At 47.1% G+C, this 26,653-nt stretch carries 21 protein-coding genes; 7 read left to right on the top strand and 14 right to left on the bottom strand.

Translation table 11 applies throughout. The annotated features are described in order from the left end of the window. Positions 1-10 precede the first annotated feature (10 nt). From ICN22_RS09190 to ICN22_RS09175, 4 genes are all read right to left on the bottom strand, one after another. Positions 11-538 carry a tripartite tricarboxylate transporter TctB family protein gene (locus ICN22_RS09190; protein ID WP_216170406.1) on the bottom strand — a complete coding sequence of 176 codons (528 nt, stop codon included), beginning with the start codon at positions 536-538 and terminating at the stop codon, positions 11-13. An 89-nt stretch (positions 539-627) separates the two neighbouring features. Further along, positions 628-1,626, bottom strand: a complete 999-nt coding sequence (locus ICN22_RS09185; RefSeq protein WP_216170483.1) for a Bug family tripartite tricarboxylate transporter substrate binding protein — start codon at positions 1,624-1,626, stop codon at positions 628-630. Positions 1,627-1,815: 189 nt separating this feature from the next. Then, entirely contained in the window at positions 1,816-2,292 is a 477-nt protein-coding gene (locus tag ICN22_RS09180) for a cyanophycin metabolism-associated DUF1854 family protein (protein WP_216170404.1), read from the bottom strand. Beyond that, a complete protein-coding gene (locus ICN22_RS09175) occupies positions 2,289-4,631 on the bottom strand; it encodes a cyanophycin metabolism-associated ABC transporter (RefSeq protein WP_216170402.1) in 2,343 nt (780 codons plus the stop codon). The genes ICN22_RS09180 and ICN22_RS09175 overlap by 4 nt, the downstream gene beginning before the upstream one ends. 210 nt (positions 4,632-4,841) lie before the next feature. Between ICN22_RS09175 and ICN22_RS09170 the strand changes: the two genes are divergently transcribed. Both ICN22_RS09170 and cphA read left to right on the top strand, forming a co-directional pair. Next, the gene (locus ICN22_RS09170; protein WP_216170400.1) at positions 4,842-7,034 is read left to right on the top strand and encodes a cyanophycin synthetase; all 2,193 of its coding nucleotides are present in this window, start codon (positions 4,842-4,844) and stop codon (positions 7,032-7,034) included. Continuing rightward, positions 7,035-9,605, top strand: a complete 2,571-nt coding sequence (cphA, locus tag ICN22_RS09165; RefSeq protein WP_216170398.1) for a cyanophycin synthetase — start codon at positions 7,035-7,037, stop codon at positions 9,603-9,605. 100 nt (positions 9,606-9,705) lie between these two features. Here the strand turns inward: cphA and ICN22_RS09160 are convergent, their stop codons facing one another. The 6 genes from ICN22_RS09160 to ICN22_RS09135 all read right to left on the bottom strand — a co-directional run bounded on the left by ICN22_RS09160 (position 9,706) and on the right by ICN22_RS09135 (position 17,582). Beyond that, positions 9,706-10,716 (bottom strand): class 1 fructose-bisphosphatase, encoded by a 1,011-nt coding sequence (locus ICN22_RS09160; protein ID WP_255533911.1) that lies wholly within the window; start codon positions 10,714-10,716, stop codon positions 9,706-9,708. Positions 10,717-10,779: 63 nt separating this feature from the next. Further along, on the bottom strand, positions 10,780-13,389 hold the full coding sequence (pepN, locus tag ICN22_RS09155; RefSeq protein ID WP_216170396.1) for an aminopeptidase N: 2,610 nt from the start codon (positions 13,387-13,389) through the stop codon (positions 10,780-10,782). Positions 13,390-13,422: 33 nt separating this feature from the next. Then, on the bottom strand, positions 13,423-13,998 hold the full coding sequence (locus ICN22_RS09150) for a TMEM165/GDT1 family protein (protein WP_216170394.1): 576 nt from the start codon (positions 13,996-13,998) through the stop codon (positions 13,423-13,425). Between the two features lie 74 nt (positions 13,999-14,072). Beyond that, the gene (ald, locus tag ICN22_RS09145) at positions 14,073-15,191 is read right to left on the bottom strand and encodes an alanine dehydrogenase (RefSeq protein ID WP_216170392.1); all 1,119 of its coding nucleotides are present in this window, start codon (positions 15,189-15,191) and stop codon (positions 14,073-14,075) included. A 10-nt stretch (positions 15,192-15,201) separates the two neighbouring features. Beyond that, on the bottom strand, positions 15,202-16,527 hold the full coding sequence (locus ICN22_RS09140) for an amino acid permease (RefSeq protein WP_304610404.1): 1,326 nt from the start codon (positions 16,525-16,527) through the stop codon (positions 15,202-15,204). Between the two features lie 305 nt (positions 16,528-16,832). Continuing rightward, complete coding sequence (locus ICN22_RS09135) at positions 16,833-17,582, bottom strand: tRNA threonylcarbamoyladenosine dehydratase (protein WP_216170388.1); 750 nt, start codon at positions 17,580-17,582, stop codon at positions 16,833-16,835. Between the two features lie 22 nt (positions 17,583-17,604). On the opposite strand from ICN22_RS09135, the gene pdxH reads away from it, so the two are divergent. Then, entirely contained in the window at positions 17,605-18,240 is a 636-nt protein-coding gene (gene pdxH, locus ICN22_RS09130; protein ID WP_216170386.1) for a pyridoxamine 5'-phosphate oxidase, read from the top strand. A 3-nt stretch (positions 18,241-18,243) separates the two neighbouring features. Here the strand turns inward: pdxH and msrA are convergent, their stop codons facing one another. Next, a complete protein-coding gene (msrA, locus tag ICN22_RS09125; RefSeq protein WP_216170384.1) occupies positions 18,244-18,816 on the bottom strand; it encodes a peptide-methionine (S)-S-oxide reductase MsrA in 573 nt (190 codons plus the stop codon). A gap of 52 nt (positions 18,817-18,868) precedes the next feature. Between msrA and ICN22_RS09120 the strand changes: the two genes are divergently transcribed. Continuing rightward, positions 18,869-20,272: a coniferyl aldehyde dehydrogenase gene (locus ICN22_RS09120; RefSeq protein ID WP_216863516.1), complete on the top strand. Its 1,404-nt coding sequence runs from the start codon at positions 18,869-18,871 to the stop codon at positions 20,270-20,272. A 17-nt stretch (positions 20,273-20,289) separates the two neighbouring features. On the opposite strand, the gene leuE is transcribed toward ICN22_RS09120, so the two are convergent. Further along, positions 20,290-20,958: a leucine efflux protein LeuE gene (gene leuE, locus ICN22_RS09115; RefSeq protein WP_216170382.1), complete on the bottom strand. Its 669-nt coding sequence runs from the start codon at positions 20,956-20,958 to the stop codon at positions 20,290-20,292. A gap of 252 nt (positions 20,959-21,210) precedes the next feature. Here leuE and ICN22_RS09110 point away from each other — a divergent pair, with 252 nt between their 5' ends. Beyond that, on the top strand, positions 21,211-22,791 hold the full coding sequence (locus ICN22_RS09110) for a DEAD/DEAH box helicase (RefSeq protein ID WP_216170381.1): 1,581 nt from the start codon (positions 21,211-21,213) through the stop codon (positions 22,789-22,791). Between the two features lie 2 nt (positions 22,792-22,793). Beyond that, positions 22,794-23,366, top strand: coding sequence for a chorismate--pyruvate lyase family protein (locus ICN22_RS09105; RefSeq protein ID WP_216170377.1), 573 nt, complete (start codon positions 22,794-22,796; stop codon positions 23,364-23,366). Here the strand turns inward: ICN22_RS09105 and ICN22_RS09100 are convergent. Together ICN22_RS09100 and hemC are read right to left on the bottom strand one after the other, a co-directional pair. Further along, positions 23,363-24,172 (bottom strand): uroporphyrinogen-III synthase, encoded by an 810-nt coding sequence (locus tag ICN22_RS09100; protein WP_216170375.1) that lies wholly within the window; start codon positions 24,170-24,172, stop codon positions 23,363-23,365. The two genes, ICN22_RS09105 and ICN22_RS09100, sit on opposite strands and share 4 nt — an antisense overlap. A 36-nt stretch (positions 24,173-24,208) precedes the next feature. Further along, entirely contained in the window at positions 24,209-25,189 is a 981-nt protein-coding gene (hemC, locus tag ICN22_RS09095; RefSeq protein ID WP_216170373.1) for a hydroxymethylbilane synthase, read from the bottom strand. Between the two features lie 43 nt (positions 25,190-25,232). Between hemC and argH the strand changes: the two genes are divergently transcribed. Beyond that, positions 25,233-26,651: an argininosuccinate lyase gene (gene argH, locus ICN22_RS09090; RefSeq protein WP_216170370.1), complete on the top strand. Its 1,419-nt coding sequence runs from the start codon at positions 25,233-25,235 to the stop codon at positions 26,649-26,651. Positions 26,652-26,653 lie beyond the last annotated feature (2 nt).

Here is a 26,653-nt window from a genome sequence, read left to right as displayed (position 1 = left end):
TATTGTTTTTTTATTGCACGCCAATGAACTCAAGCGGATTGAACCATGAGCCATGTGGCAATGGAACTTGGAACCAGAATTCGAACATGAGGTAGAGGGCAGCGCTCACTCCAAGAGATACAACAATTGCCTTCCAGATTGGGTATTTTCCCAACCAAACCATGAATATCGCGATGTAGATGGCTGAAGCAACATAAATACCAATCAACTGCACACCCAGAACAAACACAATCGCTGGCAACAATACTGCCATCACCTGCCTAGAAGGCTCTCTGTCAACAAACGATTCTGTTTTCTTATTCTTGTTCACAACTGCAACTTGGTACAAAGTAACCGCGCTAGAGAGCATGATGATCAAGCTGATGTAGAAAGGAAAATAACCAGCCTCTGGGCCATCAACTCCCCAACTAGCACCCAACTTTAGACTACCGATCATTACCGTCAGGCCTAAAGCCAGGAATGCGATAGAGGTAACGATATCCATCATTCTCACGCTAATCAGTGAGTCTTGATTTGTATTATTTTTATGTTCAGACATTTTTATACTTTTTTAATAAATTTAATTAGCACAACTACTTAAAAAATAGGACCCCACTAATGAGGGGTCCTATTGAGTACCTAGAAAAATTACTTAGCCAAGAAACCAGCTTCAGTCATTAACTGCTTATGCAAAGCTTCATTTAATGTGAGCCAATTTCTAAACTCTTTACCAGTCATAAATGTCTGATTGAATGCGCCATCAGCCATAAACTTTTTCCATTCTGGTGTAGCGCGTACTTTCTTGAATAAATCGATATAAAAATCAACCTGTTCTTGAGTTACGCCTGGAGCCATGAAAATACCGCGCAGCATCACATAGTCAGTTTTTACACCTGCCTCGTTACAGGTAGGTACGTCGTACCATGACATAGTTTCGGTCACTTTTTCTTTGTATGGCATCCGTGTGTCATCGAATACGCAGAGAGCACGCAACTTATTAGCACGCCATTGCGCTACCGCTTCGATTGGGTTATTCACAGAAGAATCAATGTGATTACCTACGAGCTGAACAGCAACGTCGCCACCCCCTTTAAATGGGATGTAGGTGAACTTAGCGCCAGTCGCTTTTTCAAGGGCAACGGTAATGATTTGGTCTTCTTGCTTCGAGCCAGTACCACCCATCTTAAATTTACCTGGGCCAGCTGCCTTAGCGGCATCAATATATTCTTTGGCTGTTTTGTATGGCTTGTCAGCGTTATCCCACAAAACGAATTGGTCAAGAGCCAACATCGCTACAGGAGTAATGTCCTGCCAATTAAATGGAACACCAGTTGCTAATGGAGTTGTAAACAAGTTCGAGAGAGTAATCACGATCTTGTTTGGATCGCCTTTAGCCTCTTTCATTGCCAAGAAACCTTCAGCGCCTGCACCGGCACCCTTGTTCACAGGAATTACTGCCTGCTTCATCAGGTTATTTTTGGTAATGATGCCTTGGATCATGCGGGCCATTTGGTCAGCACCACCGCCAGGACCGGCAGGAATAATGAACTCAACTGGCTTCGTCGGCTCCCAAGCAGCGAACGCAGGTGAAGCACCTGTAACACCGAGGGCTAATGCGGTGGAAATCAATGCCTCTTTTAACTTCATCTTCATGAACGCTCCTCCAAAAAAAATTTGAATACCAATATTACTTTGGCTTTTATTTGTTATGTGAGGATTTTTACCTAATCTGAGGGGAGAGCACTTGACTCTTATCAACAATTATTGAATGGACAGTCAGGGATAACACTAATTACCTAGTGCTTACCCTAGTAAGAATTTTGCAGGGATTAACTCCTAGCGGAATCGATCCAAAAGCTTCTTACTGACTTTGTCTAGCTGAGTGGAATCTTTGATCAAAAATTGCAATCCATTGGAGTCGGCAATCAGGAGCGTATTACCAGCTATGCGGCGAATGTCTTCCTCGCCTTTGAGACGAATTCTGGTGGGGCCGCGATCGGTTTCGATATCCCAAATACTGGGGGTTGCAAAAGTCGATACCTTGGTGATTTTTTCAATTACAGGCATGAACTCGCGAGTAGCCAGCTCTTCTTCAATCAGGGCTAACTCGCCTTCAGGAATCGCGGTGATGCCGTCAAACCAGCACAACTCTTTGCCCGACTGATCCATGATGGAAATTCCGGCGCCTGGTGCGGTAATCGGATATGCCCTTATCGGATAAACGCCAACATGGTAAGTTCCAACTGCATCGATGAATACCAATTGACCGAGCGCATCGCGTTCTAATGTGTGCGACTGTTGATGCTGACTCATACCCCGCCCCCAGTTGCTTTAGCAATGACTTGCAGGCTTTCTTCTTTGCGCTCATTCTCATCGATGCTTTCACCAATAGCGCCACCTTCAACTAGCTCTGCAGCGTGGCGTAATTGAGCTTGATAGAGAGCATAGTACGCGCCCTGCGCATCCATCAACTGATCATGCGAGCCAATCTCCACGATCTCGCCTTTATCAAGCACGACCAAGCGGTCTGCTTTTCTTAAAGTAGAGAGGCGATGGGCAATCGCAATCGTAGTGCGGCCCTTGACCAAATTATCTAAAGCACGCTGAATCTCTTTTTCAGTGGTGGTGTCTACTGATGATGTGGCTTCATCCAAAATCAGAATACTTGGGTTAATCAACAACGCACGCGCAATAGAAATACGTTGACGCTCTCCACCTGAGAGGGATTGACCGCGCTCACCTACTAATGAGTCATAAGCAAGTGGTAAGCGAAGAATAAATTCATGGGCATGTGCAGCGCGCGCCGCTTCAATAATTTCTTCGCGAGTAGCCTCTGGCTTTCCGTAAGCAATATTCTCTGCAATCGTGCCAAAGAATAAAAATGGCTCTTGCAAAACCAAACCAATACGCTTGCGATAGTCAGCAATTCTGATACTACGAATATCACGTCCATCTAAGGTAATCGAACCAGCACTCACGTCATAGAAGCGGCAAATCAAGTTCACCAAAGTGCTCTTACCCGAGCCGCTATGACCTACTAAACCAATCATTTCTCCAGGGGCAATATCTAAATCGATTCCTTTAGTAACCGCACGGTTGCCATAGCGGAAACCCACACCCCGCAGGGAGATACGGCCTTTCACTGCACCCAAGGGTGCTGGATTGATTGGCTCAGGAACACTCGATACGTGATCCAAAATATCAAAAATACGCTTTGCCCCAGCTGCTGCTTTTTGCGTATGCGAAACGATGCGACTCATTGAATCGAGTCGAATGTAGAAGCGTCCAATGTAAGCAAGAAATGCAATTAACACACCAACTGTGACCTTTTGATGTGCAACCTGCCAAATACCGAAACCCCACACTACCAAGAGGCCGGTTTCTGTTAGCAGCGTGACTGTTGGGGAGAACAATCCCCATACGCGATTGACGCGATCATTAATTTGTAAATTGTGTTTATTGGAATCAACAAAGCGCTTGAGCTCACGATCTTCTTGAGCAAAGGCTTTGACTACCCGAATCCCTGGAATCGTATCAGTCAAGATATTGGTGACTTCAGACCAAACGCGATCAATCTTTTCAAAACCAAAGCGCAACTTATCGCGCACTACATGAATCATCCATACAATAAATGGCAGTGGTGCCAAAGTGACTAATGCAAGTAAGGGATCGATCGACACCAAAATTGCTGCCGTCATCGTAATCATGATGACATCAGTTATGAAATCCAAAGCGTATAAAGATAGGAATACGCAGATGCGATCTGTCTCAGCGCCAATACGCGCAATCAAGTCGCCAGTTCTTTTGCCACCGAAATACTCTAAGGATAGTTTGAGTAAATGCTCAAAAGTCGTATTACGCAGATCTGCGCCGATGCGCTCACTCACTAATGCGAGTAAGTAGGTTTTCCACCAACCAAGGCCCCAAGCAACAATTGCTGCGGCAAATAAAGCGAAGAGATATTTGCTAGCAAAATCAAAATCAATCGGATTACCTTTTTCGTATGGAATCAACACATGATCCATCAAGGGCATCGTCAAATAAGGTGGAATTAATGTGGCACCAGTTGACAGCAAGGTCAGGACAAAACCCAACAAAAGCTCTTTTTTATATGGGCGTGCAAAGCGCCACAACTTAAATAAAGTCCAAGTCGATGGAGGGGCATCCTCCTCTGGATCGCAAGTTGGACAAGCGTCTGAGTTAGCAGGCTTGGGGCTTAAACACACCGAACAAACTTGTTTGTCGTATTCAGAAGCCTCGTGCTCGTTACTAAGCTGATCACCCCTGATCAACTGCTTAAAACTACTCTGTAGGCGCAGTACTTGAGGATTGACAGCCAGAGTGAAGTACCAGAGTCGTAGAAGACTAGTCTCAGACTCTAGCTTGAGATGCCCCACTCCAGAGTGATCACCATGCAAAAGATGAGCTCCAGAGCTAGCAGGCCAAAATTCTGAGTGAGCACCGTCACTCCAAAATAGGCCCGCAGGGATCAAACAAAGTAGGCTTTTCTCAAAGCGCATTTCACCATCGAGATCAAGCTCAACCCATGCCAGTATGGAGTTGGGGTCTTTTACTGGGGCTTGGGGAGCTGCTAAAACACTGGCCCAATGACCTGGCAACGGGGGAGCGGATGGGGAAATGTCTGGCTTCATTAGTCTTAAAAGTATAGTGGAGCTAGATTTTTTAGATTTAGTAAGACTGTCAACTTTAGTTGGTGGAAAGCCGTTAAATTGGCGAGTCAGGCTTTTTTATGCATTTTTGCTAATTTTGTGGATTTTGAATAATTACTAGAACCAGAGAGACAGTCTGAGACATCTCCGCCAACATTTTCTATGTTGGCGCTGAAATCCCCCACTCCACATATGCCCCAATTACTAGATAAAACCATTGAGATCTTAAGTGTCAAGCATCTTCGCGGCCCCAATATGTGGACTTACCATCCCGTTATTGAAGTTTGGCTCGATATTGGTGAATTAGAAGATTTCCCCTCCAATCTCATCCCTGGGTTTTATGACCGACTTGTTCGGGCGCTTCCCAGTCTTCAAGAGCATCGCTGCAGCTATGGTGAAGCTGGCGGATTTCTCAAAAGAGTTGAGGAAGGCACTTGGCCTGCTCACATCCTTGAGCACCTTACCCTGGAATTACAAAATTTAGCCGGCATCCCCGGCGGCTTTGGTAAAGCACGTGACGGTGATCGTCGCGGTGTTTATAAAGTCATGGTGAGCGCAATCAATGAAGAGGTAACACTGACTGCACTCAAATACGCTCGCGATTTATATCTTGCTCTAGTCCAGGACACCAAAGATCCTGTCGCACTAGTTGCTATCATTCTTGAGGAGCTGCGTGAGCTCGGCGATGATCTATTACTTGGCCCTAGCACCGCCTGCATCGTGAATGCAGCCGAAGAGCGGGGCATCCCCTCTATCCGACTCTCTGAAGGTAATTTAGTACAGCTCGGTTATGGCGCTAAGCAGCGTCGCATCTGGACAGCAGAAACCGATCAAACCAGCGCCATCGCTGAAACGATTTCTCGAGACAAAGATCTCACGAAGAGTCTTCTGTCTAGCGCTGGAGTTCCAACCCCCGAGGGTCGCACAGTTACCAGTGCTGATGATGCATGGGAAGCAGCTCAAGATATCGGTTTACCAGTCGTAATAAAGCCGATCGACGGCAACCACGGCCGCGGTGTATTTATCAATCTCTATACCCAACAAGAGATTGAGGCAGCCTATGCTGTTGCAATCGATGAAGGTAGCGAAGTGCTAGTGGAGCGGCACATTCTGGGTGATGAGCATCGCCTGCTAGTAGTTGGCAATAAAGTAGTTGCAGCTGCCAAAGGTGAGACTATTTGGGTTACTGGAGATAACCAACATACTGTTTTTGAGTTGATACAAATTCAAATTAACTCCGATCCACGTCGCGGCAAAACTGAAGAGTGCCCACTCAATCCAGTTCGAATTGACTCTGCGGTGGAGTTAGAACTTGCGCGCCAAAAGTTAAGCGGCACCAGTGTTCCAGGTTTAGATCAAAAAGTTCTGATTCAAAGCAATGGCAATGTCGCTTTTGATGTCACTGACTTGGTTCATCCAGATGTAGCCAGTCAAGTTGCTCTCGCTGCTCGCGTAGTGGGATTAGAAATTGCTGGCGTCGACCTAGTTGCGCAGGATATTAGTAAGCCACTACAGGAGCAGAATGCAGCCATTGTTGAAGTTAATGCTGGGCCTGGCTTATTGATGCACTTAAAACCTGCCAGCGGTAAACCTCAACCAGTCGGCAAAGAGATCGCCGACCACCTCTTCCCACCTGGAGCAGATTTCCGTATCCCTGTAGTGGGAGTTTGTGGTGCTCGCGGCAAAACCCCTGTAGCTGAAATGATTGCCCACTTCTTGCGACTCACGAATTTATATGTCGGTCTTTCTTGTAGCAAAGGTTTATTTTTTGGTCATCGCTCAATTCAAAAGAGCAATGCTGCTAACTGGGAAAATGCCCGCCGCACTTTACTCAATCGTGCAGTTGAGGCGGCCGTGATCGAAAATAACAATCTATCTATGTTGATAGAAGGATTAGCTTACGACCGCTGCCAAGTAGGCGTTGTATTAAATGTAGATCCAAAAGCCAACTTTCCTCAATACGCTATCTACGATGAAGACCAAGTGTTCAGTATCGTCAGAACTCAAGTAGATGTAGTGCTACCAACGGGAGTTGCTGTTCTTAATGCAGATGATCCCATGGTTGCCAGCATGGCGGAACTCTGTGACGGCGAAGTTATTTTCTTTACTCAAGACTCCTCATCCTCGATTGCACAAGAGCACCTTAAGAACGGTGGTCGTGTCGTGATGATCGGCAATCAACAAATTACTCTAAAGTCCACTAAGCATGATCAAAAGAGTATTCCAGTCCCGCATAACTCTGAGCCTAGCGCCAGTGAGCCATGGAAACCATTAAATCTGGGCGCCGCGATTGCTGCAGCTTGGGCCTTAGATATTCCTTTCAACGTTATCGAAGCTGGTGCTGAAACTTTTGTTTCCGACACTAGCATTCCAGTAGGGGCTTAATTGGAAATCACCCGTATTCGCATGTTGCGTGGCCCCAATTTATGGAGCCGACATACCGCTTTAGAGGCCATTGTGTCTTGCGAGGAATCAGAGCGTTCAATTGATCTGATTCCCGAATTTGAAATTAAGATTCGGGAGCGCTTTCCGCAATTAGGCAGTATGCGTCGCGGTGGGCACAATGAAACACTATCGTTAGCACACGCGCTAGAACATGCTGCTTTAGGTCTTCAGTCTCAAGCAGGCTGTCCCGTTACCTTTAGCCGCTCGGTACAAACCGTTGACGTAGGTGTATATCAAGTCGTAGTGGAGTACACCGAAGAAGTTGTCGGGCGCATGGCTTTTGACTTTGCCTTTGCCTTAATTCAGGCAACACTCAATGATGTGCCATTTGATTTAGCGGCCGCTCTATCAGAGCTAGAAGCCCTTTATGAAGATGTTCGCCTAGGACCGAGTACTGGTTCGATTGTTGATGCTGCAGTACAGAGAAACATCCCCTATCGCCGCATGACTGAGGGCAGCATGGTGCAGTTTGGCTGGGGTAGTAAACAAAAGCGTATCCAAGCCGCTGAGACTAGTGACACTAGTGCCATTGCCGAGGCGATTGCACAAGATAAAGAGATTACTAAAAACCTCCTGGCAGCTGCAGGCGTATCTGTACCAACTGGTGAAGTCGTTACCACCGCAGATGATGCTTGGCGTGTCGCACAAAAAATTGGTGGTCCTATTGTTCTCAAGCCCAAGGATGGTAATCAAGGCAAAGGTGTTGTTGCCAATATTCAAACGGAAGCAGAAGTACGTGCTGGCTTTGTAGTAACTCAGGCTTTTGGTCGTGAAACCATAGTTGAACGCTATTTACCTGGGGCCGACTATCGCCTGTTGGTCGTGGGTAATCGCCTCTCCGCCGCAGCCCGTCGTGAGCCTGCGCAAGTAGTGGGCGATGGTAAGCATAGCGTTGCTGAACTGGTTGAATTAGAGAATAAAAATCCATTACGCGGCGATGGTCACGCAACTGCATTAACCAAGATTCGTTTTGATGACATTGCGCTTGCACATTTAGCTGGTAATGGTCTAAGCCCGCAACATATACCCAATACAGGCGAACGCGTTCTCTTGCGCAATAATGCCAATCTGAGTACTGGCGGTACCGCTACCGATGTGACTGATGATGTCCATCCCGATGTTGCAGCCAGCGCTATCGCTGCTGCACAAATGATTGGGTTAGACATCGCTGGTGTCGATATTTTATGCGAGGCAATTTACAAGCCTTTAGAGGGTCAAGGTGGCGGCATCGTTGAAGTCAATGCCGCACCAGGCCTACGCATGCATCTCAAGCCTTCCTATGGCAAGAGCCGCCCTGTAGGCGAAGACATCATCAGTACGATGTACCCACCTGGCGAGGATGGCAGAATTCCAGTTGTAGCGGTAACCGGGACCAATGGTAAAACGACGACCGTACGTCTGATTGCGCATTTACTCAATGAAACTGGCTTACGTGTTGGTATGACGACTACTGATGGCGTGTATATCAATCATCGCTTAATTGATTCTGGAGACTGTAGCGGGCCTAAGAGTGCTCGTAACGTCCTCATGCATCCCGATGTAGATGCCGCTGTTTTAGAAACAGCTCGCGGGGGAATGCTACGTGAAGGCTTAGGTTTTGATCGCTGTGAAGTTGCTGTAGTTACTAATATTGGTGAAGGAGATCATCTCGGTCTCAACTACATCACTAGCGTTGAAGATCTAGCCATTCTGAAACGGGTGGTTGTTCAAAATGTAGCGCCGTCTGGAGCTGCAGTCCTCAATGCTGCTGATCCCATAGTAGTAAAGATGGGGGATGTTTGCACGGGTCGAGTGATTTTCTTTGCACAAAATCAACATCACCCTGTAATTGCTGCACATCGAGCTAAAAACAAAAAAGTGATTTACTTTGATGGCGCTTTTATCGTCTGCTCCAAAGGATCACGTGTACTCTTCCGCTTCCCAGTCAGCGAAATTCCGTTAACTCAGAATGGTGTTTTAGGATTCCAAATTGAAAATGCCATGGCATCTATTGGTGCGGCCTGGGCATTAGGTCTGGATGCTGAAAAGATTGCGCGTGGCCTCCACTCTTTTGAAAGTACCGCTAATGCAGCACCAGGACGTTTTAATCAATTTCATCATAAAGGCGCCACTGTCATTGCTGACTATGGCCACAATCCAGATGCCATGCGCGCTTTAGCTAGCGCAATTGAGGCTATGAAACCTCTGAAGAGTCACGTAGTAATTAGCGGCGCCGGCGATCGTCGCGATGAAGACATTCGTGATCTGACCCGTATTCTGGGCAATAGCTTTGACAATGTCATCCTGTATCAAGATCAGTGTCAGCGTGGCCGCGAAGATGGTGAGGTGCTCAAGCTTCTTCAAGAAGGTTTAGTGGGCACTAAAAAAGCCAAACAAGTTAAAGAGATTACCGGTGAATTTCTTGCTATTGATACTGCACTCAATGATTTATCTGCCGGTGATATTTGCCTGATTCTCATTGATCAGGTGGAAGAATCGCTTGCCTACCTTAAAGAACAGGTTCGGCCATAATCATTGAATTCATCTTCCGGCGAGCACCTGAAGTAAAAAACGCCCAATCAGTGATTGGGCGTTTTTGTTTGATCTTGGTGATTCAGGTAGAAACGAATATTTACGCCTGAGAATGGTAATGCTGCAAGCGCTCAATCTCTTCTTTAGACCCCAACATCACAGAGACACGCTCATGTAATTCCGTGGGAATCATATCCATGATTAATTGATCACCATTGGTTGATGCACCACCAGCTTGCTCTACTAAAAAGCTCATAGGATTAGCTTCATACATCAGGCGTAGCTTTCCTGGCTTATGGGGCTCACGTTGATCCCATGGATACATAAAGATGCCGCCACGCGATAGGACGCGGTGAACATCGGCAACCATAGAGGCAATCCAGCGCATATTGAAATCTTTATCGCGTTCGCCACTCACGCCTGCTAAGCACTCATCTACATAGCGACGGACAGGCTCAGCCCAGTGACGCATATTCGACATATTGATAGCAAATTCTTTAGTGGAATGAGAAATCTCCACTGCGTGCTTAATTAAGACAAATTCACCGGTCACTTTATTTAAGGTAAACATCACTACGCCATCGCCCAGCGTTAATGCCATGGTTGTTTGCGGGCCGTAGACAACATAACCTGCAGCCACCTGATGACGGCCTGATAATAAGAAATCTGAAGTTTGTAATGGCGCTGCAGGATCTTGTTTCTTGAGCACAGAGAAAATCGTGCCAATGGATACATTCACATCGATATTAGATGAGCCATCCAATGGATCAAACAAGAGCAAGTAGTCGCCAGTGCCCTGAACTGGAAGTGGCAACTCCATCTCTTCAGAAGCTAGGCCAGCCAATGATTTACATCCCTGCACACCGTCAATTAATAAGTCGTTTGCAATCACATCGAGCTTTTGCTGGACCTCACCCTGGACATTACCAGTGCCAGCAGAGCCCAAGAGGCCAATTAAGGCACCTTGTGCGACCTCATGACTCAGGGTTGAGCAAGTGCCTGCAACTGCCAATAACAGCTCTTGTAGACCTGTAGGGATGTCTGCACCCTTTACCTTGGCGGATGTCAGGTATTGCTTGAAATTGGAATTAAAAGTACTTGAAGCGCTCAAAAGGAATGTCTCCGTAATGGGGTTGGTTCTGCAGTGGCTCTATTTTGCCTTGTTCTGAATCTATTAATCACCCAAGGCCTTAGAAACCACCTCTTTCACATCTGGGGAGAGGGTTTCGCATGCCGCAACCTGCTTTAGGGCTGACAGCATCTGCTCCTGATAAATCGGGGCAAACTGACGCCAGCGATCCAATCCCCTAGCTAAACGAGCGGCAACTTGTGGGTTGATTGGGTTCAAGGCCAGAACGGATTCGGCCCAAAATGCATATCCACTGCCGTCCGCCTGATGAAAGCTAGCGGGGTTGTTCATACAAAAGGCATGAATGACACTACGAACTCGGTTGGGGTTATTCATTTTGAAGGCTTCATGCTCACGCAAGCGCTTGACTTCATTTAAGGTAGATTCAGCGTTTGCGACTGGGGGTCTACTCGATTGCAATGCAAACCATTTATCAATCACTAAAGCATCGTCACTAAACCGGGTGTAAAAATCCTCTAAACAAGCTGCTGCTGATGTTGATCCATGAATGACTAAGCCAGCTAAAGCAGCGTATCGGTCAGTCATATTGTCAGCATTTTGATATTGATTGACCGCCATAGACGCCCAGATCAATGGATCTGCTTCGAGCAACATACTTAATGCCAGATTCTTTAAGCCACGCTTACCAGCACTTGCTGCATCAGGATTAAATGGTGCCGGTGTTTGCATCTGCTGATAGAGGGCAGCCCACTCGATGCGCAACTCACTAGCTAGAGCATGACGGAAAGCACGACGCGCATGATAAATTTGTTGTGGATCAACGCTTGCACACTGCTCATATAGATAAGTCTCGGCAGGTAGGGTCAGCGCCAGCTCTTTGAAAGCAGGATCTAAGTCCGGATCAGTCAACAAAGTGCGATAAGCCTCAATCAGAGCTTTATCAGGCAAACAATTACCCAGAATCATTTGCATTGCCAGTTTCTGACCAGCCTCCCAACGATTGAAGGCGTCATCATCACTCGAGAACATGGTGAGTAGGTCGGCCTCACTTTGATCAAAATCTAAATTAATTGGGGCTGAGAAATTGCGATTGATTGATAACACTGGACAGCTCGCTACCTGATCAAAAGTCCAAGTTTGCTGACCTTGAGTCAACTCCAGCAAGGCTTCAGGCTGATCATCTTCCGATGTTAGTAAGCGCATCTTCAATGGAATATGAAAAAGCTTGCTATCTTTGTGCACTGTATTTGCTGAAGAGCTTTGCGTCAAAGTCACTTGATATTGCTTTTTATCCGCATCATAGATTTCCTCTACCTTGACCTGAGGAGTACCAGCCTGGCTGTACCAGTTCTTAAATTGAGAAAGATCACGATCATTGGCATCAGCCATAGCAGCCAAGAAATCATCACAAGTCACCGCTTGGCCATCATGGCGTTTAAAGTACAGGTCCATGCCTTTACGGAAACCCCCAACACCCAATAGGGTTTGATACATGCGCACAACTTCAGCGCCCTTCTCATATACCGTCACGGTGTAGAAATTATTGATCTCTTGGTATTCATCTGGGCGGATTGGATGCGCCATTGGACCTGCATCCTCAGGGAACTGTAGTTGGCGCAATAAACGCACATCTTCAATGCGCTTTACCGCCCTACCAGACTCACTTCCCATCTGATCTGCAGAAAATTCTTGATCGCGGAATACAGTCAAACCCTCTTTAAGAGAAAGCTGAAACCAATCGCGGCAAGTAACGCGATTACCGGTCCAGTTATGGAAGTACTCATGGGCTACGACGCTTTCAATATTGGCAAAGTCGGCATCGGTTGCAGTCTCTGCTTGAGCCAGGACATACTTAGTATTGAAAACATTCAGACCCTTGTTCTCCATCGCGCCCATATTGAAGTCACCCACTGCCACAATCATAAAGCGCTCGAGATCAAGCTCGAGACCATAGCGTTTCTCATCCCAATGAATTGAGGCAATTAAAGAATCCATCGCATGACGGGTCTTTTTCAAATCATGCGGCTCAACCCAAATTTGTAATAACTTTTTTGTACCACTGCTAGTAGTGATCGTCTCTTCAATACACTTCAGCTTGCCGGCAACCAAGGCAAACAGATAGGAGGGTTTTGGAAATGGGTCCCCCCAAACGGCGCTATGCCAACCATTCGGTAATTTTTCAGTACTAATGAGGTTGCCGTTTGATAGCAATACTGGGCACTCCGCCTCACGGGCGCGCAGAGTCACGCGATAACGCGCCATCACATCAGGTCTATCGAGGAAGTACGTAATCTTTCTGAATCCCTCGGCTTCGCACTGGGTAAAGAAATTTCCATTGGAAACATATAAACCCATGAGTGAGGTATTTTTCTCAGGCACACAGACACAGATAATCTCAACAATGAAAGCTTGCTTACCATCATTCGGCAAAGCATGAACAGTGAGCGTTTCTGGGCTTAGTTCAAACTGACGATGAGCCACACCATTAATGCGTAAGCTCACAAACTCGAGTTCATGGCCCTGCAACACTAAAGGCATGCCAGCCTCATGACCAAGACCAGGTAGAACCTCTAGGCGACTCTTCACAATTGTCCTGGCCGGGTCTAAAGCAATGTCTAGTTCAACCTGTGAAAAGGTGTAATTGGGAGCGCGGTATTCGAGCCTGCGAAAGCTCTGTGGAAGATCGGTTTTCATAGGGCAATTTTAAGCCCCATAGGGAAATTCGACCTAAGCCCAAATAAGGGTGGCAACACCAATAGCGATAAAGGTGACAGCCGCTACCGCATGCACCCACTTAATGGGCATACGTTGAGTGAATTTCTGACCTACCCAAACAGCAGGGGCATTCGCCAGCATCATCCCTAAGGTAGTGCCAACCGTTACCGCAAAGACATCAGGGTATTTAGCGCCCAAGGCAATCGTAGCGATTTGGGTCTTGTCCCCCATCTCAGCCAAAAAAAAGAGTCCAACCGTCAGCATGAACACCTGGAAGGCTTTATCCGCCACCTTTGATCCGCCTGCATCATCAATATGATCGGGCACTAAAAGCCAGAGACCTATTCCTAAAAAGCTCAAACCCAAAATCCACTTAACAAGGTCTGGGCTCGTAAAAGTGGTGAGCCAGTGCCCTAGTAAAGCTGCACAAGCGTGATTGACAATTGTCGCGATGAATATCCCGCCAATAATGGCGAGCGCCTGCTTTGGATAGCGTGCAGCCAACATCAAAGAGAGTAATTGGGTTTTATCACCCATCTCAGCTAGGGCGACTACGCCGGTAGAAAGTGCTAATGCAGATAAGTCCATTCTTTGGATGATAGAGGAAAGCTTGGGAGCATCGACTCCCAAGACATTCAAACTCTAGGACTGCACTAAAACTACTAAGCCACTAACAATTCTTCTGCCGGTACAAAGTCGACTTTCTGGGCTTTAGCAACGGGTTCAGATGTGAGCTTACCTCGGTGAACACTCAAACCATTTCGTAAATGATGATCATGTGACAGCGCCTTCACCATGCCACGATTTGCCAAGGCTTCAATGAAGGGATAAGTTGCATTTGTCAAAGCAAAAGTGGAAGTTCTGGCAACTGCACCAGGCATATTCGCAACGCAGTAGTGCAGAACACCATCAACGATAAAGGTGGGATCAGCATGTGTAGTAGCTTTTGATGTCTCAAAACAACCGCCTTGATCAATTGCTACATCTACCACCACTGCACCCGCTTTCATTTTTCGTACCATCTCGCGTGTTACCAGCTTTGGTGCTGCGGCACCAGGCAACAATACAGCGCCAATGACCACGTCTGCTTCACAAACCTCGAGCTCTACCGAAAGTGGGTCGGCATAAAAGGTTCTTACGCGATTGCCATACAGAATGTCAATCTGCCTTAAGCAGTCAATATTACGGTCGAAGATGCACACATCTGCTCCCATACCAACAGCCATCTGTAGCGCATTACGACCCACTACCCCCGCACCCACTATAACTACCTTTGCGGGTGCTACGCCAGGCACACCTGCCATCAAGATTCCTAACCCTCCATTTGTCTTTTCTAGATGCGAAGCAGCCGCTTGTATAGACATCCTCCCCGCAACTTCACTCATCGGAGCCAAAAGCGGTAAAGCGCCATTAAATGAAGTTACTGTTTCATAGGCAATACAACTTGCACCCGATGCGAGTAATGCTTTGGTCTGCTGTGGATCCGGCGCCAGATGTAGATAGGTAAAGAGAAGTTGATCTTCACGCAACATGGCACATTCTTGAGGCTGAGGTTCCTTGACCTTCACGATCATCTCCGCCTTAGCAAAAACTTCAGCAGCACTATTAATTAAAGTAGCGCCAGCCAAACGATAGGACTCATCGCTCAAACCAATCTGCTCACCTGCCCCACGCTGTACTAAAACAGAGTGCCCCTGTTTGCACAAGCCCCTCACATTACCCGGGGTCAAGCCAACACGAAATTCATTATTTTTTACTTCTTGAGGTACGCCAACAATCATTTATGTCTCCTTATTTGAATTCACGACTCAGTTTTGTTTTGCGATGCAAGCCAACGATGTAGAACATGACGAGATACACACCTAATAAGCACGGACCTAAGACCAAGGCAATCCGCGCATCCTCATGAAAGCCCATCAACACCACTACCAAGGCAATAAATGCCAATGCGAACCACGAGGAATAGGGCCACCAAGGTGTGCGATATGCCAACTCGGCAACTTGGACTTTTGTCAACGAGCGACGAAACTGAATTTGCGTGATCAAAATAGCAATCCACACCATCAGACCGATGAAGGTAACTGCCGCCATCACGTATTGAAATGCCTTATCTGGAACAAAGTAGTTCAGCACTACGCCAGTCATACAGACTGCCACTGTCGCCATTACCGCACGATGGGGAACGCCATACTTCGATAACTTGGCAAATGGTGAAGGTGCGTACCCATTGGCTGAAAGTGCGTATAGGAGTCGCCCACCACTAAAGATGCCGGCATTGCAAGATGACAAGGCAGCAGTGATCACTACAAAGTTAATAATTCCGGCAGCTTCACGTAAACCAATGCGCTCAAACATCACCACGAATGGACTGCCTTGTTGACCAACCTCATTCCAAGGGAAGATTGCTAGGATGACAAAAATCGCGCCCATGTAGAAAATGAGGATGCGCCATGCCAATGAATCAATCGCCATCGGAATGGTTTTGCGTGGGTTCTCTGCTTCACCAGCAGATAAGCCAATCATCTCAATGCCAACATACGCAAATAGCACCATCTGCAAAGAGAGCAGCATGCCACTAATGCCGTTGGGGAAAAAGCCACCATGTTGCCATAAGTTAGCAAGGCCAATCGGATTCCAGTCATTAGTAAAGCCAAAGAAAATGACTGAGCAGCCCAAGGCAATCATGGCAACAATAGCAATCACTTTGATGAGAGCAAACCAAAACTCAAACTCACCAAATACTTTGACAGCAATGAGGTTAATCAGACCCATCATCACAATGGAAGATAAAGCCCAAATCCACTGCGGTGTCTCAGGAAACCAAATCCCCATATAAATGCCAACCGCAGTGACCTCAGCTATGCCAACAACGATCCAGTAGGTCCAGTAACCCCACCCGACCATATAGCCAGCAAGCGGTCCTACATAGGTATTGGCATAAGCTGCAAATGAACCGGCGACTGGTTCATGCACTGCCATCTCACCTAAGGCACGAAGCACGATGAAGGCCACGATGCCAGCCAGAAGATATCCCAATAAGATTGAAGGTCCTGCGATTTGAATCGCACTTGCCGAGCCTAGAAATAATCCAACGCCAATAGTGGATCCCAAAGCCATGAGGCGAATATGCCGCACTTTGAGGTGGCGCTGTAAACCAGTTTGTTCAGTCTGCAAAAGAGACCTCCTTTCGATTTATCGTTGGTAAACCACCAACGAGACAAAGTCTAGGGAGGACTGCGCTTCTGTACTAGGGGATGAAAATGCGCAAAGTACTTAAACGAATAAATGTGATGCGCAATAAATGAACGTTCCGCATCAGCGAGGGCTCAATGGGGCATTAATAAATTGGGGATGACATCAGAATCCGTAATTTCCTACAGGGATTCCCCTTAAGGATTTATAGATGGATTTGAAAGAATGGCTTACTGAGTAGCAATCAGATTTAAAACTTCAGCAGCAGCGGCTAAACCACAAGCTGCCGTGACCATCACGGTAGAACCATACCCAGAGCAAGCAAGGCCACCACTAGCAGCGCCAGCGCGTGGCTCATGAGAGTAGATTGCGCGAATACCTATTTTTCTTTTTAAGTTTCTAGAAAAACCATGGTCTTGTCGGAGGCCTTGACGTACTTTTGCCAACAAAGCATCTTGCTCAGTACGCGAGAGGTCATCGCAACGCACAGAAGTCGGGTCTAACTTTCCTCCAGCTGCACCACACATCACTAGAGCGCGCTCATTTTTGTTTGCCCACACTGCTAAAGCGATTTTGGTTTGCACTGAATCAGTAGCATCTAAAACAATTGCCTTTTCTGGAATCAAGATATCGAGATTTTCTGGCTCCAAAAACCCATCATGGGCAGTCAACACGATCTCAGGATTAATTTGGCGAATGCGATCAGTCATAGCCTGTACTTTTGCTTTGCCGTACTCGCCTTCTAAGGCATGCAGTTGTCGATTGGTATTACTCTTAGCAATGTGGTCAAAGTCGATGAGGACGAGATGTCCGATAGCAGTGCGCGCCAATGCTTCAGCGGCCCATGACCCTACTCCACCCAATCCAGCCACCACCACTGTTGCATGACGAAAGCGCTCACGCAGCTCTGGGCCATATAGACGCGCTACACCCCCAAAACGACGATCATCCAAACTGTCTGCTAACTTGTCTTCTGCCATAGACTCTCTTTATACTGAAAAAATGGACTCCATTGCTCAACTCCGCAAAAACTATACCTTCGGCCAGCTTTCAGAGGCCGAGGTTTCACCAAATCCACTGGACTTATTTCAGGTTTGGTTTAATCAGGCTGTCAAAGCGGAGTGTCCCGAACCCAACTCCATGACTTTGGCAACTGCCGATTCAGTGGGTAATCCATCAGCCCGCATTGTCTTACTAAAAGGCGCAGATAAGGCTGGCTTCACCTTCTTTACCAATTATGAAAGCCAAAAAGGCAAAGAGTTGGCTGCTCGCCCACATGCTGCCTTGTTATTTCATTGGCACGAGCTAGAGCGTCAGGTTCGTATCAAAGGGCTTGTTGAACGCGTTAGTTCTGCCGAGAGCGATGAATACTTTCACTCTCGACCAGCGGCATCTCGCATTGGCGCCTGGGCTTCACCACAAAGCTCTGAGATTCCCAATCGCGAATTTCTGGAGGAAGCTGAAAAGCGTTTTGCAGCAGACTTTGGAGATAAGCCACCACGCCCAGAACATTGGGGTGGGTATCGCCTGCATCCCACTGAGATTGAATTCTGGCAAGGCCGTCCTTCACGCCTGCATGACCGTATTCACTATCAACTTGATGGCGCTCAATGGCGCATTACTCGCTTGGCGCCTTAGAATCTAGCGAAACTCTGGCGCAATTAGAGATTGAAACTTTGCTCGGAATTTCGCTAATTTAGGAGCAACGACTGCCATGCAGTAGCCCTGTCCTGGATGCTGGCGAAAATAATTTTGGTGGTATTCCTCAGCCGGATAAATAACGGGTGCCACATCAATTTGTGTCACTACCGGATTGGAATACATTTTCGCACTCTCTAGCTCTTTCACTACTTCATGAGCAGTTGTGCTTTGGGTTTCGCTATGAGTAAAAATCACTGAACGGTATTGAGTCCCACGGTCGTTACCCTGGTAATTCAAGGTAGTTGGATCATGAATAACAAAGAAGATCTCCAATAAATCACGATAAGACACTGCCGCTGGATCAAAGTAAACGTCGACAATTTCAGCATGTCCGGTTTGGCCAGAGCAAATAGAGTCATAGTCCGGATTTGGCATCGCCCCTCCCGCATATCCTGAGACCACGGCACTCACGCCGGAGATTTGCTGATAAACAGCCTCCAGACACCAGAAACAGCCACCGCCCAAAGTGGCGCGCTCAAGATTTGGATGATTTTTGAGAATAGTTTCGTTCATGGCTTTATCCTAATGCCTTATTCAATCGTTTGCTTGCTCTACATAAAACCCCATGTCGATAAACCGCTTCACACTCCAATTAGACGAAATCAAGGCAGCTTATGCCTCAGAACCCAACCCAACACCTCAGGTCCGCCTTGAGCGGATAGGCCGTATTGAGCGGATGATTGCCGCCAATGAAGAAAAGATCTGCAAAGTATTGACTGCGGATTTTGGCAATCGCCACCCCATTGAGAGTCGTCTAATTGAGTTTCAGATGATTTATCAGGCTTGCAAACATGTCCGCGAGCACCTCAAAGAGTGGATGAAGCCTCAGCTTGTAGCAACACCAGGATTTTTAGGCTCATCTCAAGCTTGGACTCAAATGCAATCCATGGGAGTTGTGGGCATTATGAGCCCCTGGAATTACCCAGTACAACTCGCCCTTGTTCCAGCCATTGCAGCCTTTGCAGCGGGTAACCGTGTTTGGCTCAAGCCCTCTGAGAGAAGTTCACGCACCTCTGGATTCTTGGCGGCCTTGATTCAAGAATATTTTCACCCGAGCGAATTTTGCGTTAGCGTTGGTGGCACTGAAGTTGCAGAATCCTTTGCAGCATTGCCATTTGATCACCTCTTTTTTACTGGCTCAGGAGATATTGGTAAGAAGGTCATGCGCGCGGCTGCAGATCATCTGACTCCAATTACATTAGAGCTTGGTGGTAAATCACCAGCGATTGTTGATCCTTCAGCCAATCTTAAAGAGGCTGCTGCTAGCATTGCTTACGGCAAGCTAGTGAACGGTGGCCAGACTTGTATTGCACCTGACTATGTAATGATTCACGCAAGCGATTACGATGCATTTGTTCAAGAGTTGCAGAATGCAGCCCAAAAACAATTCTCCAACCCAGCAGAATTCACTAGCGCCATCGACGAACATCAACTGGCACGTTGGCATCATCTTGTTCAAGATGCTGTGGATCGTGGCGCACAAGTTATCCCACTCATTTCCTCTGCTGACAATGTTGATTTGCCATTCACTCCGGTAGCTCTTCGCAATGCTCCCGAAGATTCACTCATCATGCAAGAAGAGGTATTTGGCCCTATTTTGCCAATTGTGACAATCAACGATATCGATTCCACTATTCGCTATATCAATAATCGTCCAATGCCATTAGCTCTATATTGGTTCGGCAAGAATAAAGAAGTAATGAAGCGCATTCTGAATGAAACTCGCTCTGGCGGTGTAACGATCAATGACACTTTGCTACATGCAGCCGTGGAAGATTTGCCATTTGGCGGCATCGGCGCAAGCGGTATGGGCGCCTATCATGGCAAAGCAGGTTTTGAGGCATTTAGCCATCGCAAATCTGTTTTAGAGGTTCGAGGTTTCCTTGGTCTTCATTTTTTACGCGGCACTCAATTGGCAAGACCACCCTACGGTAAAGGTGTTGAGCGCCTATTGCGATGGCTTAAATAATGATCAAGCGAAATTCATCAATAGAGTAGTAGCTTGCCAGCAAAGCCAATTAGCAGAGTCCCCACTAGAAACCAAAGAGCTGCGGCGTAATGAGGGTGCCGATTAAAGAAGCTGAGAAAAAACTGGCCAGCAAAAATTAGGCTAATCAAGTAGGTCATGCTCACTATTTGCAATACCAGGGCTAGGTATAAAAAGGTATGCACTGGATACGCATACTCTGCTTGAATAAACTGCGTAAAGAATGAGATGAAGAAAAAGATTGCCTTAGGATTGGTTAAGGATAAAGTCAGCGCTGCTATTGTTGGATGAAGAGTGTTGAAGTACTGAGGTCGACTATCTCCTAATACCAATTCTTGAGTGCCATGCCAACGTGCAAGGCCACCTCGAATAAAGCCAAACCCCATCCACGCTAGATAAGCAGCCCCAAGCATACGCAAGAAGTTGAATGTGGTTGGCGATGAGTTGAGTAAAGTTGCAGCACCTAAAGCGATACCCATCATTAAGATAGCGTCACCAATAAAGATGCCTAAAGTTGCCCACGCACCAGCACGCCATCCCTTAAGCGAAGCAATCGCCAAGACATATAAGGAATTTGGGCCAGGAAATAAGATCGTAAAAATGACGCCCGCCAAGTATGCGGGGAAATCAACGATGCCTACACTTGAGGGCGAAATAAACCAATTCATCACCTGATCATAATTAAATTCGGGAATACCCTTGTAATACGCTTCTTAAAATGCCATAATAAGAGGCTTTTTAAAAGCAATTTGATTCATCGCCCCCCAGCTATATTTCAGCGTATCGTTTAGAAGTCATAAACACCGAATTTACAAAACGCGCTGCCGCCTGTCTGATGGTCGATGCCTTTGACCATCACACTCAATAAAAAACAGAGAGTGTATACACGGAGACATCCCATTAACGGGATGTGTAATAGCATGACTTTTTCTAAAGAAACCAACCCTACTGGAACAGAGTTCCAGTCTTTCGCCCTCGCGGCGCCACTCCTTAAAAACGTTGCTGAACTGGGTTATACCCAAGCCACCGAAGTGCAAGCTCAGGTTATACCTGCCGCTCTTGCTGGTGGTGACTTATTAGTCAGTAGCCAAACTGGTAGCGGTAAAACCGCAGCCTTCTTACTGCCTTTAATTAATCAACTCATTGAAGACAATCCAAACGGCTCACCTGTACCAGGTCGCGCACAACCCAAAGTGCTAGTGCTCTGCCCTACTCGTGAATTAGCTCAGCAAGTTGCCGCTGATGCAGTGAACTTAGTTCGCGGTATGAAAGGTATTCGTATTGCAACCGTCATGGGTGGCATGCCTTATGGCAAGCAAATCCAAGCAATTAAAGGTGCAATGTTAGTTGTTGCAACTCCTGGTCGTTTACTCGATTTGACCGACAGCAAAGCAATTCGCTTAGATGATGTGAAACAACTCGTTATCGACGAAGCCGATCGCATGCTCGACATGGGATTTGCCGATGACCTCGAGGCAATTGATAAGCGCTGCGCTAATCGCACCCAAACTTTGATGTTCTCTGCAACTTTTGCGCCAAAGATTATGTCTTTAGCTAATGAGTTGACTAACAACGCTAAGCGTATTGAGCTGGCTCATGCTGGCGAGAAGCACGCAAACATTGAACAGAAGCTGCATTGGGCTGATAGTATGTCACACAAACATAAATTGCTCGAGCACATTTTAGCTGATGCCTCTTTGGATCAAGCGGTAGTGTTTGCAAGCACCCAAATTGAAAGTGAAAAAATTGCTGACACCTTGCGTGCTAACGGCTACGAAGCTAGCGCCCTACACGGTGCCATGCCTCAGGCTGTACGTATGCGTCGTCTTGAGTCATTACGTAAAGGTCACACCAAGATTTTGGTTGCGACTGACGTAGCTGCTCGCGGTATTGATGTGCCACGTATTAGTCACGTGATTAACTTTGGCTTGCCAATGAAACCAGAAGACTATACGCACCGTATCGGTCGTACAGGTCGCGCTGGTCGCAATGGTGTTGCTATCACTTTGGTTGAACATCGTGATCGCGCCAAGATTCGTAATATCGAACGCTTTACACAGCAAGACATCGTTGCTTCAGTCATCGCTGGCCTCGAGCCACAAGCCAAGCCTAGCTTTGGTGGTGGTGGCGGTCGCCCAGGTGGTGGTCGTTCAGGTGGCGGTTTCGGCGGTGGTAATCGCTCTGGTGGTGGCGGTGGTGGTCGTTATGGATCTGGTTCTCGCTCAGATTCTCGCTCTGGTAGCGGTGGCGGAGTCGGTGGTAATCGCTCAGGCAATCATTTCGAATCCCGCTCTAGCGATTCACGCCCTGCTAGTGACTCCCGTCCATCCGGTGATTCACGCCCTACTGGTGCTAATCGTTTTGCTGATTCACGCCCTACGCGCTCTGGTGACTCACGTCCTGCTAACGGCAATCGCTCTGGTGACTCACGTCCGTCCGCTGGCCCACGTTTTGGTAAACCTAAAACTGGCGGTCAACGCAGAAGCTTTAGCGGTAACTAAAAATGGTTCGCCGTCGTCGTCTCCGTTCTTCATGGAATCGAGTCGATTCCGGTGAATTGCATCAAGCGCCACGCCAATGGCAGCCTTGGCTTAGCGATACTGGTTCTTTAACCCAAAAAATTGAGCGTGCAATCGGACAAAAACTAGAGGTAGTAGTTTTGCGTGATTGCCGCCAAAACCTAAATAGCGACGAGAGTCGCTATTTCCATTTTAAGATCAAGCGCTGCCGCATCAGAGAGGTGCTACTTTGCTCCAATGGCATTCCGCTGGTGATGGCACATAGCATCATCCCCAGTACTAGCTCGAGCGGAAGTAATCATGAGGTTCTTTGCTTAGGAAAGAAACCATTAGGTGCAGTGCTGTTTGCCAAAACACGCATGCGCTCCCACAAGAAACCACCCCGTGAGATTGCTCGCCTTGATAAGCAAAGCGCTCTATGGAAAAAATGTTTTCAGCAATATTCAAGCTTGCCACAGGTCAGCTGGGCAAGACGTACGCTATATCAACTGAAAGGACACCCACTCTTAGTGAGTGAAGTTTTTCTGCCGGCCCTTCTCAACTATCCTATTGATTAAATAGACAGCCAAGCTTGCGATGCGGCAATCAAAGCCTCATCTCCAGGTTCACACGTAACCACTTCACCAAAGCCAATCTGCTCAGCCGCCTCAGCAATATTGTGATGCGGGCAAATAGCCGTAGCGAGATCAAGTGGAAGTTTCGCTTGACCCAAATACCTTACCGCCTCCGATGAAGTCAGAAGCCAAAGTGATTTAGAAAACTCCATCTCATGAATTTCATTCCAGGCCGAACTATTGAAATCTAAAGGAACGCGGGCATAGACTGAGAATGCTTCAACTTGCGCACCAGCATTTTTTAGAGTATCAGCCAACCAATCGCGCCCACCCTCACCTTTAAAGATAATCACTTTTTTAGTGAACCAATTCCAGTGTAGATTCTGCAATTCAGTCCACAAGCCCTCCGAATCCCACTGCGTATTATTCTGAGGAAGAATGACTTTTGAGGGCTTACTTTCAAGACCAATGCCATGATTTTTGAGAGCTGCCATGCTGCTACCACCCATCACCCCAATTAGCACTGGCTTGTTAGACAACTCTTGCCAGGAGCACTCCAATAAACGCATCATGCACTCAATGGCATTCGGACTAACAAAGATAGCCAAGTCTGCGGTTTGTAGCGCTGCAGTAATCTGCTCCACCAAAAGATCATCGCCCTTTGGGACAATCGTCAGCAAGGGTAAAGAAATGATTTTGGGGATAGATTCAGAGGTAAAGCCACTATTGCGCAAGCTCAGCTGAAGTGCTTCTGACAACTGACGCGCCTGTCCACTAGGGCGGGTAATGACAATGGTCTTATTACTCATCCGCAACTTGTCTATTGGACTCTTACTTATCAATTCTTATTTAGGCAGGCCATTAGGCAATAAACGCTCAGCACCTTGAGCAATCAGATCTTGCGCTACTAATAAACCTAAAGCTTCTGCATCATCTAGACTCTTTACGGCACCTTGAGCGCTAGCTAGGCAACTTGTAGTGCCGTCCACGCTAGCAACAAAAGAGCGGATGTTCATATGGTCTTGATCCCAAGTAGCATATGCAGCCAAAGGTACTTCACAAGAACCGCCTAATTGACGCGACACCATGCGTTCAGCAGTCACTGCGTAGAGGGTTGGCAAATCATTAAGAGGTGCAAGCCACTCTTTGATTCCGGGATGCTTACTCAGGGTTTCGATGCCAAGAGCACCTTGTCCGGCGGCTGGGGTATACGGATCAATCGGTAGTAAAGCCCGAATACGACTTCCTAAACCCAATCGCTTAAGACCTGCAGCAGCCAAAATAATTGCTTGGTACTCGCCACGATCAAGCTTACCCATGCGGGTATCTAAATTTCCCCTCAAGGGCTGGATCACCAAATGTGGAAATCTAGATCTCAGAACAGACTCTCGTCGCAAACTAGAAGTGCCCACTACTGCACCCTTTGGTAAATCCTCAAGGCTGGCATAGTCATTAGAAACAAATGCATCATGGGCATCTTCCCGTACCATCACACAGGACAAATCAAAGCCCTTTGGCATGACCATAGGAACGTCTTTTAGAGAATGCACCGCCAAATCTGCCCGACCATCTTCTAGGGCAGTTTCTAACTCTTTTACAAATAAGCCCTTACCGCCCACCTTGGAGAGGGCTTTATCCAGTATTTGGTCTCCCCGGGTAGTCATGCCCAGGATCTGTACATCACATGCTGGATAGAGCTTTTTAAGGCAATCCCGAACGTGTTCAGCCTGCCACATAGCGAGGCGGCTCTCACGGGAGGCGATTACGAGGCGCTCAGGGGGACTAGGGTTAGAGGCTGTAGGGCTAGAAACAGGGGTTTGGGACATAGCATTTAAAATAATTAAAGATTTACATCAATATACTGCGTTTATGAGCTCATCCAAAAATTCCCTTTCCAACAAAGCCCAAGCCTGGTCGGCCCGGTTTAACGAACCTGTTGACGAACTTGTTCAACGTTATACCGCCTCTATTGGTTTTGATCAACGATTTGCCTTAGTGGATATTGCCGGATCTTTAGCCCACGCTGAAATGCTGGCTACTAAAAAGATTATTGGCGCCCAAGATTTGGCGGATATTCAAAAGGGTATGGCCCAAATCAAAGCCGAAATTGAAGCCGGTGAATTTAACTGGCAACTCGCGCTGGAAGATGTACATCTAAATATCGAGGCTCGCCTCACTGAGTTGGTTGGCGATGCCGGAAAGCGTCTTCATACCGGTCGTTCGCGTAATGACCAGGTGGCGACTGACTTACGCTTATGGTTGCGTGGCAGCGTTGATGAAATCGCAGCCACCCTCAAAACTCTGCGCACAGCCTTACTGAACCTTGCTGAAACTCATGCTGCCACGATCATGCCTGGCCATACGCATTTGCAAGTAGCTCAGCCAATTACTTTTGGTCATCACTTAATGGCCTATTACGAAATGTTTAGTCGCGATGCGAGTCGCTTGGCTGATCTGCGCGCCCGCTTTAATCGTTTACCGCTAGGTGCAGCTGCTTTAGCCGGAACAACTTATCCCATCGATCGCGAGCAGGTTGCCAAGATCTTAGGTTTTGATGGCATCTGCAATAACTCTCTTGATGCGGTATCTGATCGCGACTTTGCAATTGAGTTCTGCGCCTTTGCATCCATCTTGATGATGCACGTGTCCCGCTTATCTGAAGAGCTAGTACTGTGGCTCAGCCCACGCTTTGGCTTTATTGATTTGCCAGATCGCTTCTGTACCGGCAGCTCGATCATGCCGCAGAAAAAGAATCCGGATGTACCTGAATTGGCACGCGGCAAAACTGGTCGCGTCTACGGTGATTTAATTTCTTTATTAACTTTAATGAAGAGCCAGCCATTAGCGTACAACAAAGATAACCAAGAAGACAAAGAGCCTTTGTTTGATGCGGTGGATACCGTACAAGATACCTTGCGCATTTTTGCTGATATGGTTCCCCATATTCAGGTGAAAGCCGATGTGATGAAGTCAGCTGCTGAAGAAGGCTTTGCAACCGCTACTGACTTGGCTGATTATTTAGTTAAAAAAGGTTTGGCTTTCCGTGATGCACACGAAGCAGTAGCTCATGCAGTGAAAGCCTGTGTAGGTCGCAACTGTATGCTCATCGATTTATCACTCTCTGAATTGCGTTTTGCTTGCGGCTTAGATAATCGTCCTGAGCTTATGGGTGATGATGTCTTTGCTTTATTGACCGTAGATGGCTCCGTGAATTCTCGCCAGCATGCTGGTGGCACTGCACCTGCGCAAGTACTAGCCGCAATTAAACGGGGTCGTGCAGATCTCTAAAC

It is taken from the genome of Polynucleobacter bastaniensis (assembly GCF_018882205.1).
GTDB lineage: Bacteria > Pseudomonadota > Gammaproteobacteria > Burkholderiales > Burkholderiaceae > Polynucleobacter > Polynucleobacter bastaniensis.
Note: the sequence above shows the minus strand (reverse complement) of the source record. Positions and strands in the feature narration are given on the sequence as shown.

What these genes read in the sequence shown, in the direction of transcription:
- hemC (WP_216170373.1), bottom strand. Translation starts at nt 25,189, where the DNA reads ATGTCCCAAACCCCTGTTTCTAGCCCTACAGCCTCTAACCCTAGTCCC.
- ICN22_RS09190 (WP_216170406.1), bottom strand. Translation starts at nt 538, where the DNA reads ATGTCTGAACATAAAAATAATACAAATCAAGACTCACTGATTAGCGTG.
- ICN22_RS09180 (WP_216170404.1), bottom strand. Translation starts at nt 2,292, where the DNA reads ATGAGTCAGCATCAACAGTCGCACACATTAGAACGCGATGCGCTCGGT.
- argH (WP_216170370.1), top strand. Translation starts at nt 25,233, where the DNA reads ATGAGCTCATCCAAAAATTCCCTTTCCAACAAAGCCCAAGCCTGGTCG.
- ICN22_RS09105 (WP_216170377.1), top strand. Translation starts at nt 22,794, where the DNA reads ATGGTTCGCCGTCGTCGTCTCCGTTCTTCATGGAATCGAGTCGATTCC.
- ICN22_RS09120 (WP_216863516.1), top strand. Translation starts at nt 18,869, where the DNA reads ATGTCGATAAACCGCTTCACACTCCAATTAGACGAAATCAAGGCAGCT.
- ICN22_RS09135 (WP_216170388.1), bottom strand. Translation starts at nt 17,582, where the DNA reads ATGGCAGAAGACAAGTTAGCAGACAGTTTGGATGATCGTCGTTTTGGG.
- ICN22_RS09140 (WP_304610404.1), bottom strand. Translation starts at nt 16,527, where the DNA reads ATGGCTTTGGGATCCACTATTGGCGTTGGATTATTTCTAGGCTCGGCA.
- msrA (WP_216170384.1), bottom strand. Translation starts at nt 18,816, where the DNA reads ATGAACGAAACTATTCTCAAAAATCATCCAAATCTTGAGCGCGCCACT.
- pepN (WP_216170396.1), bottom strand. Translation starts at nt 13,389, where the DNA reads ATGAAAACCGATCTTCCACAGAGCTTTCGCAGGCTCGAATACCGCGCT.
- ICN22_RS09170 (WP_216170400.1), top strand. Translation starts at nt 4,842, where the DNA reads ATGCCCCAATTACTAGATAAAACCATTGAGATCTTAAGTGTCAAGCAT.
- ald (WP_216170392.1), bottom strand. Translation starts at nt 15,191, where the DNA reads ATGATTGTTGGCGTACCTCAAGAAGTAAAAAATAATGAATTTCGTGTT.
- pdxH (WP_216170386.1), top strand. Translation starts at nt 17,605, where the DNA reads ATGGACTCCATTGCTCAACTCCGCAAAAACTATACCTTCGGCCAGCTT.
- ICN22_RS09175 (WP_216170402.1), bottom strand. Translation starts at nt 4,631, where the DNA reads ATGAAGCCAGACATTTCCCCATCCGCTCCCCCGTTGCCAGGTCATTGG.
- ICN22_RS09150 (WP_216170394.1), bottom strand. Translation starts at nt 13,998, where the DNA reads ATGGACTTATCTGCATTAGCACTTTCTACCGGCGTAGTCGCCCTAGCT.
- ICN22_RS09100 (WP_216170375.1), bottom strand. Translation starts at nt 24,172, where the DNA reads ATGAGTAATAAGACCATTGTCATTACCCGCCCTAGTGGACAGGCGCGT.
- ICN22_RS09185 (WP_216170483.1), bottom strand. Translation starts at nt 1,626, where the DNA reads ATGAAGTTAAAAGAGGCATTGATTTCCACCGCATTAGCCCTCGGTGTT.
- leuE (WP_216170382.1), bottom strand. Translation starts at nt 20,958, where the DNA reads ATGAATTGGTTTATTTCGCCCTCAAGTGTAGGCATCGTTGATTTCCCC.
- ICN22_RS09110 (WP_216170381.1), top strand. Translation starts at nt 21,211, where the DNA reads ATGACTTTTTCTAAAGAAACCAACCCTACTGGAACAGAGTTCCAGTCT.